The following is a 15,202-nucleotide window of genomic DNA, read 5'->3' as shown; positions in this document are numbered from 1 at the left end:
CTAAACTTACATTATTATATATTTTATTTGGTTTACCTTCAATATTCTCTATGGTACGGTGAAAATGGTATTTATGCTTGTATATTTATATTAGTAAAAATATGCTGCTATAGAACAACGTTAAATTTAAAGTTTTAATCGCCAATTATTAGCTGAAATTAATGGACATAATAATAAAATTCATGAAATTACTTAATAAGTAACATGCAATTAATTAGATATGATTAAAACTAAGGGATTTTTCTAATTTTTTATGTCAAAAAGTAGAAAAATCAACTTAAATAAAACCATAAAATTATATAGTAAAAATTATGAGTGCTATTCCCTACTATTATTACAATGATGTAATTGCATTAGTACCTGCTGCTGGTATTGGTAATCGTATGCAATCCATTTTTCCAAAGCAGTATCTAACTGTTGGCAAATATACTTTATTGGAACATAGTATAACAAGATTATTTTCGCATCCAAAAATCAAAAAAGCAGTAGTAGTATTAAGTAAAGATGATGTGTGGTTTGATAAATTAGCAATTGCAAAAGATTCTCGTATATTACGTGTTACGGGTCGATCAACACGAGCAGAATCGGTCCTAATAGGATTAAAAATGATGGAGAAGTGTGAGTGGGTATTAGTGCATGATGGAGTACGTCCTTGTGTGCATTTAGACGATTTAACTCGTTTATTAGCAATAAGATCGTATAATAAAATAGGTGCTATTTTAGCAATTCCAATACATGATACTATAAAACGTAGTAATCCTAATCAAAATACTATTTCACATACCATTGCTCGTGAAGATTTATGGCAAGCACTAACACCACAACTATTTCGTTATGATTTATTAAAAAAGTGCTTAACACAGGCACTAAATGAAGGTGCAAAAATTACAGATGAGGCTGCAGCGATTGAATATTGTGGTTATAATCCTATACTAATAAATAGTCATCGTGATAATATCAAAGTAACCGAACCAGAAGATTTAGCAATAGCTAATTTCTATTTAAATCGTTTTCAATCAGAAGAATTAAAATCTAAATGATACGTATTGGTCATGGTTTTGATGTACATGCTTTTGGTTCTGAATCTCCCTTAGTGATTGGAGGAGTATTTATACCTTTTGAGAAAGGTTTTATTGCTCATTCTGATGGGGATGTAGCTTTGCATGCATTAATTGATGCTCTTCTTGGCGCTCTTGCAATGGGAGATATAGGTAGATTATTTCCTGATACCAACTCTGCATTCAAAAATGTAGATAGTCGTATTTTATTGCGACAAATTTGGAATATTCTTCAATATCATGATTATAGTATAGGTAATATTGATATTACTATCATTGCTCAAAAACCAAAAATGCTGCAATATTTTCCTCAAATGTGCATTAAGATCTCTAAAGACTTGAACTGTAGAATAGATAACATTAATATTAAAGCAACTACTACTGAAAAGTTAGGTTTTATTGGACGTGGCCAAGGCATTGCTTGTGAGGCTGTTGCATTATTGATGAAAAATTCAAATTAGGTATAATGAATTATATATATAACTTTATAAGTTTATTATCTTTAATTTTAAAAAATTGAAATTAATCAAATAGTTTAGATTTATATATTAAAGTATATTTAATTAAACACTATTTATTGTAATTAATTAAAGTAATAAATTCTAAATATAGTTTTAATTATAAAAATCAATGTATTAAATACATAATTATTTTAAAATTCATATATAGTTTTTATGATATATGCTGTATCTACTACAAGAAATTATATTTAATATGATAATAACTAAAAAAATAAAGTAACATTTTAAAAATGTTTTATTTTATAAATAACATACTTAATATTAAGTATGTTATTTAACGAAATTAGCTTAACTTTAGCTAAATATTTTTATATAGATAAAAAAAAATAAAAACACATTAAATTTTTGTGTTATGTACATTTGCTATAAGCAAACTAAAACCTTTTAGAAGTAGAGAAGTTGCTTAATGAGCATAGGAAGTAAATTATTGCAATTGTATCGTCTAATAATTTTTTTATTAGTACCTTTCAATTTCATCAGTTGTGTTTTTAATGAAAATTTGCATTCTAAAATTAACAAACTAAATGCTAATAATTTAAATTTATTAAAAAACGATACTATGATCGGCATTTTAAATAAAAAAAAATTGAATAATATTACATGTTGTGTTTCTACTTCTCATAATATCATTAACAGCAACAAACGTAATATTCTAGATAACTGTAATTTAGTTATGTATAATAATAGCATTACTCTTGGTGTAACTGTTAAAAAGAACATAACATGTAATAACTTGTTTACTTTGCATAATTCGATGAATATTAAGTTAAGTGCTGTTGTACAACAACCTTTGATTACAAACTCTAATATTTCAATTAATCAATTCAGTAAAAAAAATCTTCCTTCAAAAGAGAAATTACATGCAATAACAAATATTTCATCTTTTGCTATGCCCTTTAAAAGTAATCATTTTATAAATAGTAAAAAAATAATGACTAATTGGTATTGGCCAACTAATGGAAAAATAATTAATAATTTTTCTCTTACGGAAGGAGGAAATAAAGGGATTGATATTGCTGGTTTATATGGACAACCTATTGTTGCTACTGCATTAGGAAAGGTAGTATATGCAGGCAATGCACTTAGAGGATATGGTAATTTAATTATCATAAAACATGATAATAATTATTTAAGTGCCTATGCTCATAACGATACTATATTAGTCTGGGAACAACAAAAAGTTAAAGCTGGACAAAAAATTGCTACTATGGGTAGAACTGGAACTAATTCAGTAAGATTGCACTTTGAAATTCGTTACAAGGGTAAATCTGTAAATCCTTTGCGTTATTTAGCGCAAAGATAAGATAATTCGGCAGAACCTTGGTGTTCTTCCCTTGAATCAGGGGTAGGATCCACTTATGGAACAGGATATACTAAAAGTTAACGAGTTATATAATGCAGAATTTGAAGAAAAAATAGATGACCTTTTTACTAAAGAAGAAGTTTTTAGTGCAAATAAATTGAGTAGTAACGAATTAATGGAAGGAGAAGAAGAGTTACTATCTCATAGTATGACACAACGTATTTTAGATGCAACACAGCTCTATCTTGGTGAAATTGGTTATTCTCCATTATTAACTGCAGAAGAAGAAATATTTTTTGCACGACGTGCGTTACGAGGAGATCTTCCTTCTCGATGTCGAATGATTGAAAGTAATCTACGTTTAGTTGTAAAAATTGCTCGTCGTTATAGTAATCGTGGTTTAGCATTATTAGATTTAATTGAAGAAGGCAATCTTGGTTTGATTCGTACTGTAGAAAAGTTTGATCCTGAAAGAGGTTTTCGTTTTTCAACTTACGCTACTTGGTGGATTCGTCAAACTATTGAACGTGCTATAATGAATCAAACACGTACTATTCGATTGCCTATTCATGTAGTGAAAGAGTTAAATGTTTATTTACGTACTGCACGTGAGCTTTCACATAAACTTGATCATGAGCCAAGTGCTGAAGAAATAGCTGAGCAATTAGATAAACCAGTTAATGACGTAAGCCGTATGTTTCGTCTTAATGAACGTGTTACATCTGTCGATACACCATTCGGTACTGATTGTGATAAAGCTTTGTTAGATATTTTAGCGGATGAAAAAGATAATGGTCCAGAGGATACAACTCAGGATGATGATATAAAACAGAGCATTGTTAAATGGTTATTCGAATTAAATTCCAAGCAACGTGAAGTATTAGCGCGTCGTTTTGGTTTATTAGGTTATGAAGCTGCTACGTTAGAAGATGTAGGACGAGAAATTGGTTTAACTCGTGAACGAGTTCGCCAGATACAAGTTGATGGTTTGCGTCGATTACGGGAAATTTTGCAAACTCAAGGATTAAATATTGAAGCATTATTCCAAGAATAATGTTAATAAACAAAGAAGGTGATCTTAGATCACCTTCTTTGTTTATTAACATTATCGATATTATATAATATATAATTCATATAATAGATTTTAAATGATAAATCCATTCTAATGCTTGATGAGGAGTTAAATAATCTGGTTCTACAGATTTGATTTCTTCAAGAATTTTTGAATTATCCATGAATAATGGAAAAGATTTTAAATCCATTATATTCTTGAATATACAAGTATTAAATGATTGAGTTTCTAACTCTTTTAATTTAATCCTGGCATTTATAATAACTTCTTTTGGAAATCCAGCCATTATTGCAACTTCTACACCATAACTTTTACTTATTGCTCCCTGTTGTATACTATGCATAAAATTAATAGTATCTTCGTATTCCACGGCATTGAAATGGATATTAATTATATTCTTTATTTTTTGAGGTAATTTTGTTAACTCAAAATAATGAGTAGCAAAAAGTGTTATAGCTTGAATACGATTTGCTAATTCTTCTGCGCATGCCCAAGCTAATGATAAACCATCAAAAGTAGAAGTACCTCTTCCTATTTCATCTACTAATATTAAGCTATTTTTAGTTGCATTATGAAGAATATTAGCTGTTTCTATCATTTCAACCATAAACGTTGAACGTCCAGATGATACATCATCGGCAGCTCCAATACGTGTAAAAATACGATCAATTGGGCTAATCCGTGTTTTTTCTGCAGGAACATAACTTCCGATCAGAGCCATTAATACAATTAAAGCCGTTTGACGCATATAAGTGCTTTTACCACCCATATTAGGACCAGTAATAATAAACATTCTATGCTGTGCTGAGCTTACAAATGAATTAGTAATAAAAGGTTGTTCCTTAAGAGCAAGCTCAATCACTGGATGGCGTCCAGCGGTTATACAAATAGCACTATCCTCCTGTAATATTGGCCTGCAGTAATTAAGAGTCACAGCTCGTTCAGCTAAATTTGTTAATACATCAATTTCAGCTAGTGATGAAGAACTTAATTGTAGGATTTCAAGATGAAGTAATAAATGTTCTAATAGCTCTTCATATAAATGTTTTTCTATTTCTAGTGCTTTATTCTTTGCAACAAAAATTTTATCTTCATATGTTTTTAATTCAGGTATGATATAACGTTCTACATTTTTTAATGTTTGCTTGCGTGTATAATGAATTGGTACTAAGTGACTTTGACTACGATTTATTTGTATATAATAACCATGTATAGCATTAAAATTAATTTTTAATGTATCTATACCTAAATTTTTTTGTTCCTGAATTTCTAGTTGTTTAATATAATTATTTGCGCCTTGAGCTAATGCACGCCATTCATCAAGTTCAGCATTATATCCTTCTGCAATTACACCTCCATCACGTATTAAAACCGGTGGACATTGATTTATTGCATTTTTAAGTAATATATATAATTCGCTAAAATCTCCTATTTGATTACGTAATCTAATAAGTAATTTTGCAGTAACATTTATAAGCATATCATTTATTTTTGGTAAATGCTTAAAAGCATTTCTCATACGTGTTAAATCATGTGGACGTGATTTACGTAATGCGAGACGTGATATAATACGTTCTAAATCACTTATTTGAGATAATAATGGTTGTAAACCATCAACAAGCAACTCCAATTCTTGGATAGAATCTTGTCGTTCTTTAATAATTGAAATGTTACGCAAGGGCGCATGTAGCCAACGTTTCATCATACGACTACCCATAGGAGTAACAGTTTTATCTAATACTGCACATAAAGTATTTTCAAATCCTCCTGTTAAATTTTGAATAATCTCAAGATTACGTAATGTAGTTGCATCTAAGATTACAACATCTTGCTGATATTCCATATGTAGTGATCTAATATGTGGTAAAGAAATACGCTGTGTGTCTTTAACATATTGTAATAAACAACCTGCAGCACGTAATGCTACATATGCATGCTGAACACCAAAACCACTTAAATCTCGCGTACCAAATTGTATATTTAGTTGCTGTATAGCAGTATGGATTTCATATTCCCAAATAGGACGTCTTCTTAATCCACGACGATTTTCAATTAATAATATAGACTGAAAATTTTCTGGATAAAGCAGTTCTGCTGGATTAGTTCTCTGTAGTTCGACAATTATTGCTTCTTCATTATTTAATTCATTCAGGATAAATCGACCTGAACCAATATCTAATGTAGCATAACCAAAAGTATTTTTTATTTGAAAAATAGCAGCTATTAAATTATCTTGACGCTCCTGTAAAAGTGATTCATCAGTAACTGTTCCAGGAGTTACAATGCGCACTACTTTGCGTTCAATTGGAGTTTTATTCGAAGAAGGATTACCAATTTGCTCACAAATAGCTATAGACTCACCAAGCCGTACTAATTTTGCTAAATAACTTTCAATGGAGTGATGTGGTATACCTGCCATAGGAATAGGTTCACCAGCTGAAAAACCTCGTTTAGTTAATGAAATATCCAGTAAATCTGAAGCACGTTTAGCGTCATCATAAAATAGCTCATAAAAGTCTCCCATACGATAAAAAAGAAGAATATTGGCATGTTCAGCTTTAATTTTTAAATACTGTTGTATCATTGGTGTATGAATATTTAAATCTATTCCTTCTGTTTTTTTTTGTTTCATTAACATTCCAATCTTGACTTTAAATCAATTAAATAATGTTCTTTTAATAAAAAATATAAGTTGTCTAACTTATAAGACTCAATAGTTTAAATTACATTAGGAGATTATTTTAATAGTTTCTAAAAACGATTAAAATCATCGTTTTTTTTATAAAAAATAAAAACTTAATTTATTATTAATTTAATTATATTAATATAAATAACTCCTTGATATTTTATATCTTTTATCTTAAATATAGAATATAATAATATCTAAATAAAGTAACATAAAATGTTTTCTAATATACGAATTTATAGATCATATTATAGGTGTATAATTAAAAGGTATAAGGTGTACGATAAATATCTAGAATACTTAAGCATAATAATTGGGAACAATCTAAAACTTCGTCATGCTAAAATAACTGTAGTAGAATCTTGTACTGGTGGTTGGATTACAAAAATATTAACCGATATTAGTGGTAGTTCTGATTGGTTTGAATATGGTTTCGTTACATATAGTAACAAAGCTAAACAACAAATGGTTGGCGTACAAAGTATAACTTTATCGAATTATGGTTCAGTTAGTGAACAAACAGTAAAAGAAATGGTGCAAGGTGCCTGCAAAATAGCAAAAGCTGAATATGGAATTGCAGTTAGCGGAATTGCCGGTCCTTATAATCACAAGGAAAATAAACCAGTAGGTAATACATGGTTTGCAATTGCTGGTCCTTTAGAAAAAATATTTACATACCAGCATATATTTTCAGGTAATCGTAATGAAGTACGCTTTCAATGTGTTATTTTTGCACTTTATATTTTATATGAAAAATTTTTTGTCAATGAAATTTAATACTATGAAAATAAGCAGTATAGCTGCTATTAGCATTAGTATACATATAAATAATAAAATAAAATGTTACTGTCAGCTGACATAGACATACTGTAGGAGCAAAAATGTCAAACGATGAAAATAAACAGAAAGCTTTAGTTGCTGCACTAAGTCAAATTGAGCAACAATTTGGAAAAGGTTCCATTATGCGATTAGGTGAAAATCGTTCAATGGATATTGAAACTATTTCTACAGGTTCGCTTTCATTAGATATTGCGCTTGGTGTAGGTGGTTTACCAATGGGACGTATTGTTGAAATTTATGGTCCTGAATCATCAGGTAAAACTACATTAACTTTACAAGTTATTGCTTCAGCACAGCGTAAAAATAAAACTTGCGCTTTTATTGATGCTGAACATGCACTTGATCCGATTTACGCTAAAAAACTAGGAGTAGATGTTAATAACTTACTTTGTTCTCAGCCTGACACTGGTGAACAAGCATTGGAAATCTGTGATGCACTAGCACGTTCAGGAGCTGTTGATGTTATCATAGTAGATTCTGTTGCAGCATTAACCCCTAAAGCAGAAATTGAAGGTGAAATTGGTGAGTCACATATGGGATTAGCTGCTCGTATGATGAGTCAAGCAATGCGTAAATTAGCAGGTAATCTTAAACAATCTAATACGTTATTAATTTTTATTAACCAAATTAGAATGAAAATAGGTGTATTATTTGGAAGCCCAGAAATTACTACCGGTGGTAATGCACTAAAGTTTTATGCTTCAGTTCGTCTTGATATTCGACGTATTGGTTCGATTAAAGATGGTGATGAAGTAATAGGTAGTGACACAAGAGTTAAAGTAGTTAAAAATAAAGTATCTGCACCTTTTAAACAAGCTGAATTTCAAATTATATATGGTGAAGGTATCAATACCTTAGGTGAATTAATCGATTTAGGTGTAAAACATAAATTAATCGAAAAATCTGGATCTTGGTATAGTTATGGTAGCGATAAAATTGGTCAAGGAAAATTAAATGCTACTAATTTTCTTAAGAATCATATATCAATAGTAAATGACATAGATAAAAAATTACGTAATAAACTTCTAATAAATGAGACAGTTGACATAGAAAGTGTGGGAATGTTAACGAATATGTCTGATATATCTAATAAAGTTATTGATGTAAAATGTTAAATATTTGCAATATATTTACTAATTTAATATATATAAACTTATTTCAAGTAGTAATTTTTTTCTAAAAAGACAATAAAGTTAATTACTTATATTTTATAAAAAAATATTTTTGTAATTCATATATAATGAACAGTAGTTCAAATCCCAAGGATTTTATATTAAATTTATTTAAATAATTTTAAATTAGCATTTTAAGTATTTATTATTTTGGGAAATTTATGATTAAAAGTACTGCTCAAATTCGGCAAACATTCCTCGATTTTTTTTATAAAAAAGGTCATAAAATTATAGCTAGTAGTTCTTTAGTACCTCATGATGATCCTACATTACTGTTCACTAATTCGGGAATAGTCCAATTTAAAAAAATTTTCTTAGGTCAAGATAAACGTAATTATGTACGTGCAACTACCTCTCAACGTTGTGTTCGTGCAGGTGGTAAACATAATGACTTAGAAAATGTGGGTTATACAACACGTCATCATACTTTTTTTGAAATGTTAGGAAATTTTAGCTTTGGAGATTACTTTAAAAAAGAAGCTATCGCTTATGCTTGGGAGCTTTTAACAAGCAAACAATGGTTTAATCTTTCGAGCAAAAAACTTTGGATTACTATTTACGAAACTGATGATGAATCTTTTAAAATTTGGAATAATATCATTGGGGTTCCTAGTAACCGTATTATTCGTATTGGTGACAATAAAGGTAGTCCTTATGCATCAGATAATTTCTGGCAAATGGGCGATGTTGGTCCTTGTGGTCCTTGTACAGAAATTTTTTATGATCATGGTGATTCTATTTGGGGAGGACCTCCTGGTAGTGCAGAATCACATGGTAATCGGTATACTGAAATATGGAATATTGTATTCATGCAATTTAATCGTCAACAAGATGGTAATATGCAGCTATTACCAAAACCTTCGATTGATACTGGTATGGGATTAGAACGTATAGCTGCTGTATTACAGGATGTTAATTCTAATTATCAAATTGATTTATTTTCTAAGTTAATTGAATATATTGCAGAAACAATTGATGTTAATAACCATTTAACAAATACTTCGCTATTTGTTGTAGCTGATCATATTCGTTCTTGTGCATTTTTAATAGCTGATGGTGTAATACCATCTAATGAAAATCGTGGTTATGTATTACGTCGTATAATTCGTCGAGCGATACGACATGGAAAAATTTTAGGTGTACGAGAATCTTTTTTTTATAAATTAGTAACACCATTAATTCAAGTAATGGGAATTGAAGCAGAAAATTTAAAACATAAGAAAATATTTATTGAAAATTTACTGAAACGAGAAGAAGAGCAGTTTGCTAAAACTTTAGAGCGTGGATTATTACAATTAGATAAAACTATTGCTAATTTAAAAAACGACACTCTTGACGGTGAAACGGTATTTCGTCTTTATGATACTTTTGGTATTCCTATAGATATGATCACTGATGTTTGTCATGAGCATAATTTAAATATTGATGAAGTTAATTTCAATGCTGCTCTGGAAAAGCAACGTCAACAGGCACGTAAAGTACATAAGTTTAAATTTAATAATAAAATGTTATCTACTGATATAGTTTCTAATTTTAAAGGATATGAACAATTTGATACAAAATCTGTAGTACAAGCCATATTTGTTAATTACGAACTTGTTAATCAAATTGATGTAGGAACAAAAGCTATTATTATATTAAATAAAACACCATTTTATGCTGAATCTGGAGGTCAAATAGGTGATATAGGTGTTTTAATTGGAGATAATATTGAATTTAATATTTCTGACACTCAAAGTTATAATAAAACTATTTATCACATTGGTCAACTTACTAAAGGTAAGTTATGTGTTGGAAATCATGTATTTTTACAAATTGATAAAATCCGTCGTCAATTGATTTGTTGTAATCATTCAGCCACACATCTGTTACATGCTGCGCTTTATCAATTTTTAGGTATACATGTAATACAAAAGGGGTCATTAGTTACAGATAACTATTTACGTTTTGATTTTTTTCATTTTAATTCTATAACGTTACAAGAAATATATCAAATTGAAAGTATTGTTAATTCTCAAATTCGTCGTAACTGTATTATTAAAGCAGATATCATGGATATTGATGCTGCTCTCAATAAAGGTGCAAAGGCTTTTTTTGAGCATAAATATACTAAATCTGTACGTGTAATAACAATAAATGATTTTTCAATTGAACTTTGTGGTGGTACACATACTAAACGTACTGGAGATATTGGATTATTCCTTATCCGTTCTCAATGTAGTATAGGATCTAATATACGTCGTATTGAAGCCATTACTGGAGAAAATGCATTAATACAAGTCAATAATCAAAATAAGCAACTCCATGATATCGCCTACTTAATAAAATCTAATAACACTAATAATCTTAAAGAAAAGGTACATGAACTACTTGAACGAAAACGTTTTGTTGATAAAGAACTAAAAAAAATGCGCAATTTACAAATTATAAAAGAAAGTGATTCATTAATTGATCAACTAATTGATGTTAAAGGTACTAAATTGTTGGTAAGTACATTAAAAAATTTTGAATCTAAAATGTTACGTTTCATGATAAATCGACTAAAACACCAACTTGGTTCAGCTATAATATTATTATCAACGATTATTAATGGAAAAGTTTTATTAATTGCAGGAATTACTCCAGATTTAATTGATCGTATAAAAGCGAATGATCTAATTGATAGATTAGTTAATTTACTGGAATGTAAAAGTATTGGAAACGCTGATATCGCTCAAATTAACGGTATTAATCAACAAATTCTAATTGGTTTATCATCCACCGTGTATAACTTGGTATACAATCAATTATGATATCAATCAAATAATTTTAAAGTTAAAATAACTATCTTAAATATTTTAAATAATTTTTTGTATTAATACAATGGATGCTTTTATTAAAAAAATTACTAGAAAAATAATTAGCTAACTAATAGGATATATTATTATAGAGAAATATATATAATATATTTATTATAGGCATTGTTTAATATTATATATGGATATGGTCGGCATTAAGTTAAACACCGACTATTTTACTTTTTCAAGGAGCAAAGAATGCTTATTTTAACTCGCCGTGTAGGTGAAACCCTTATGATTGGTGACGAAGTAACTGTGACAGTTCTAGGAGTTAAAGGAAATCAAGTTCGTATTGGAATTAACGCCCCTAGGGAAGTAACAGTGCATCGTGAAGAGATATATCAGCGCATTCAAGCTGAAAGGACTCAGATACAGGGATATTGACGAACTAAGTGCCTTGCTTAATAGCAAGGCACTATTATATTAATAGATTATTAAACATAACATGTTTAATAATCTATTAATACCTATTTAAGGTTAATAATATATAATTTTATATGTTCTACAAATGTGTATAATAGTAAAAATTACTTGACTTATTAATGAAGCAAAGTAGCATATATACGGTTAATATATGTGTATTAATACTCAAAAATTTAATATATTATCCTCAAAAGTAATTTATGGTGAAGTGGCCGAGAGGCTGAAGGCGCTCCCCTGCTAAGGGAGTATGTGGTTAAAACCTGCATCCGGGGTTCGAATCCCCGCTTCACCACAACTTATTAATGACGCATCCATAGCTCAGTTGGATAGAGTACTCGGCTACGAACCGAGAGGTCGGAGGTTCGAATCCTCTTGGATGCACTATAAAATAGTAATCTTCTTATAGTAAAAAAGAATCAATTATTTTATATTTAATTCAATAATATAATAAATAATATAAGTTATATAAATAGTTAGTATGAATAGTTATAAACTATTCGATTTTCAGCATTCATTTTTTTAATATGACTATATGTTGTTATACAACAATTTTAATTATTAATATTGAACATAATTAATAACCTATAGGAGTTCACACACATTAGATAATTATTAAATTATGCGCATGATAAAAAATATAAATAATCAATTATTTTACGTAACTTATGATTATTCATGGAATTTAATATGTTGTTATACAATATGTTAAATTAATAAAAGATTTAGTCTTTATATACAATTGTATATTAGTTATATAAATATATGTAGGTATGAATTTTACCTAATAACAATTATTTGTTAATTAATTATATCGAAATAATTAATAGTATTAATTTAGATATATATTATATTTTATATTTTTCTTGTATTTAAAAATCACTTATTCTCATGGTTATTTTGATCTATTAATAATTTTAAATTTAGTAATATTATTTATAATAATTCATATCTTATACATATGCTATATAACTTGTATATATGTATGTTAGCGTTCGTATCATGTTATGTCTCCCTATCCATAAAGAATTTTATTTCATTATTGTTTAATATAAAAACATATAATAGCAACATTAATGTATACAAATTCGAGGTTATAGTTAATAGATGCTAAAAAGAATAAATTATTCATATATCAGGAGGCCAATGTGATCCCAGATGTATCAAAGGGACTATCTTGGTTAAAAGCTCATCCTAATATTTTAAAAGGTATTAATCGTGGAATTGAGCGAGAAACTTTACGTATTAACCTTGATGGAAGATTAGCACAAACAATACATCCTAAATTTTTTGGTTCCCCGTTAACACATAATTGGATTACCACTGATTTTGCTGAAACTTTACTTGAATTTATTACTCCAGTTTATCAAGATATTGATAAAATGTTAGTTTTTTTACGTGATATACATCGTTATGTCGCACGTTTTCTTGTAGAAGAAAGGATGTGGCCATTTAGTATGCCTTGTACTATTGATGATGTGGAGCATATTCAGTTAGCTCAGTATGGTAACTCAAACTTAGGAAAAATGAAAACATTATACCGTAGAGGTTTAAAAAATCGCTATGGTTCATTAATGCAAATAATATCAGGAGTACATTATAATTTTTCTTTACCTCTAAATTTTTGGCAACAATGGGAAAATATAAAAGATGATGAAAGTAGCAAGATAATCATTTCTAATGGTTATCTACGCTTAATTCGAAATTATTACCGTTTTGGATGGATCATTCCATATTTGTTTGGTTCTTCTCCAGCAATTTGTTCATCTTTCTTGCAAGAACGAGAAATCAAATTACCTTTTGAAAGAAATAAGTATGGTACATATTGGTTACCTTATGCAACATCATTACGTCTTAGTGATTTAGGTTATGCTAGTAAAGTACAAAGTAGTTTAAATATTACATTTAATTCATTAGAAAGTTATCTCTCTATATTAAAGGAAGCAATAAAAACACCATTAAAAAAATATGTAATTATGGGAACAAAAGATCTAAAAGGTAATTGGTTACAACTAAATACTAATATATTGCAAATTGAAAACGAATTATATTCTCCTATTAGACCAAAACGTATCTCCCTTTTAGGAGAGACACCTTTAGAAGCATTATTACGTGGTGGTATTGAATATATTGAGATACGTTCATTAGATATTAATCCTTTTTCAGCTATTGGTGTTAATGCTGATCAATTGCGTTTCATAGATCTATTTTTAATTTGGTGTACAATAGCTGATAATAAAGAAATGACTGTTGATGAATTATTATGTATAAGAAAAAATTGGAATCGAGTAGTATTAGAAGGTCGTAAACCGGGACAAATTATTACTATTGGTTGTAACGCAACGGAATATATGTTAGTAGATGTAGGCAAGGCTTTATTTATTGATTTAAGAAAAAGTGCCGAAATACTTGATAAACATCAAGGCGATACTCAATACCAGCGTATTTGTGATAAATTAGTAATGTTATTTGATAATCCTGATTTAACTAATTCTGCACGTATATTGCAGTTGCTTAAAAAAAATAGTATGACTAATATAGGATTAGCATTTGCACAACAATATCATCAACAATTATCTACCGAACAACCAGAAATAATAACTATAGATAATTTTAATAAGCAAGTAAACAAATCTCTTATAGCTCAACAAACATTAGAACTAAATGACCAAATAGATTTTGATAACTATTTAGTTAAATATTAAACTCCATATGTTTTAGACATTATATGTCTTAACTATAAAATCTATATATAAACTTGAAATTTATAAACTATAATATTTTCTAGATTAGAATACTAATTGTGAATTAGTATATGCTCTATTGTGTTATAAATACAGTAAAAACTATAAAAATAATTTATAACAATAGAATTACTATCTTATATATGTTTATAACATGTTTATATTCATGCTTATCCAGACATATTATTGTTTAAATTAAGTACTTTTATTTTAAAGTATTTATTTAATAATGTTACTCATAAATTTTTATATTTAAATAAATAAACTTTAATATTTTTATTAAAGATGCAATTATATTATTTTTATCATCTATATATCAAAGATATTTTAAAATAAACAAGATTTAATAGATCTTTAAATAGAACTAATGTTATATAAAAGTGATTGATTAGTCATAAAACTGTGAATTAGTATATATATATATTTGGATTTATGTCAAAATACTAAACATTTTAACAACTAAATTTATTTAATAATATGTATTTATATTTACATAGAGCTATTAATTTATTAGTTAATTTATAATATATAAATAAATTTATTAATAAT

General features: G+C 28.2%; 9 protein-coding genes, 2 tRNA genes and 1 pseudogene. 11 read left to right on the top strand and 1 reads right to left on the bottom strand.

Annotation, left to right across the window (positions count from 1 at the left end):
* Positions 1-311: 311 nt before the first annotated feature.
* The 4 genes and pseudogenes from ispD (at position 312) to rpoS (ending at position 3,936) form a co-directional block, all read left to right on the top strand.
* The gene (ispD, locus tag FD727_RS03565; protein WP_159938785.1) at positions 312-1,040 is read left to right on the top strand and encodes a 2-C-methyl-D-erythritol 4-phosphate cytidylyltransferase; all 729 of its coding nucleotides are present in this window, start codon (positions 312-314) and stop codon (positions 1,038-1,040) included.
* Positions 1,040-1,519 (top strand): 2-C-methyl-D-erythritol 2,4-cyclodiphosphate synthase, encoded by a 480-nt coding sequence (ispF, locus tag FD727_RS03560; protein ID WP_304622091.1) that lies wholly within the window; start codon positions 1,040-1,042, stop codon positions 1,517-1,519. Before ispD ends, ispF begins: the two co-directional genes overlap by 1 nt.
* 1,000 nt (positions 1,520-2,519) lie before the next feature.
* Positions 2,520-2,882, top strand: a pseudogene (locus tag FD727_RS04195) (peptidoglycan DD-metalloendopeptidase family protein); the annotation flags it as partial.
* 55 nt (positions 2,883-2,937) lie between these two features.
* On the top strand, positions 2,938-3,936 hold the full coding sequence (gene rpoS, locus FD727_RS03550) for an RNA polymerase sigma factor RpoS (protein WP_159938783.1): 999 nt from the start codon (positions 2,938-2,940) through the stop codon (positions 3,934-3,936).
* Between the two features lie 76 nt (positions 3,937-4,012).
* On the opposite strand, the gene mutS is transcribed toward rpoS, so the two are convergent.
* The gene (mutS, locus tag FD727_RS03545) at positions 4,013-6,586 is read right to left on the bottom strand and encodes a DNA mismatch repair protein MutS (RefSeq protein WP_236393574.1); all 2,574 of its coding nucleotides are present in this window, start codon (positions 6,584-6,586) and stop codon (positions 4,013-4,015) included.
* Positions 6,587-6,916: 330 nt separating this feature from the next.
* On the opposite strand from mutS, the gene pncC reads away from it, so the two are divergent.
* The 7 genes from pncC (at position 6,917) to gshA (ending at position 14,614) form a co-directional block, all read left to right on the top strand.
* Positions 6,917-7,417, top strand: coding sequence for a nicotinamide-nucleotide amidase (pncC, locus tag FD727_RS03540; protein WP_159938782.1), 501 nt, complete (start codon positions 6,917-6,919; stop codon positions 7,415-7,417).
* Positions 7,418-7,521: 104 nt separating this feature from the next.
* Positions 7,522-8,595 (top strand): recombinase RecA, encoded by a 1,074-nt coding sequence (gene recA / locus FD727_RS03535; RefSeq protein ID WP_159938781.1) that lies wholly within the window; start codon positions 7,522-7,524, stop codon positions 8,593-8,595.
* A gap of 218 nt (positions 8,596-8,813) precedes the next feature.
* Entirely contained in the window at positions 8,814-11,444 is a 2,631-nt protein-coding gene (alaS, locus tag FD727_RS03530; RefSeq protein ID WP_159938780.1) for an alanine--tRNA ligase, read from the top strand.
* A gap of 243 nt (positions 11,445-11,687) precedes the next feature.
* Positions 11,688-11,873, top strand: a complete 186-nt coding sequence (gene csrA, locus FD727_RS03525; RefSeq protein WP_159938779.1) for a carbon storage regulator CsrA — start codon at positions 11,688-11,690, stop codon at positions 11,871-11,873.
* Positions 11,874-12,114: 241 nt separating this feature from the next.
* A tRNA-Ser gene (locus FD727_RS03520) sits at positions 12,115-12,204 on the top strand.
* A 15-nt stretch (positions 12,205-12,219) separates the two neighbouring features.
* Positions 12,220-12,293, top strand: a tRNA-Arg gene (locus FD727_RS03515).
* A gap of 764 nt (positions 12,294-13,057) precedes the next feature.
* Positions 13,058-14,614 (top strand): glutamate--cysteine ligase, encoded by a 1,557-nt coding sequence (gene gshA / locus FD727_RS03510; RefSeq protein ID WP_159938778.1) that lies wholly within the window; start codon positions 13,058-13,060, stop codon positions 14,612-14,614.
* Positions 14,615-15,202: the final 588 nt, after the last annotated feature.

It is taken from the genome of Pantoea sp. Mhis, assembly GCF_009830015.1.
The sequence above is the reverse complement of the archived record's forward strand: the minus strand, read 5'-3'. Positions and strand labels throughout refer to the sequence as shown.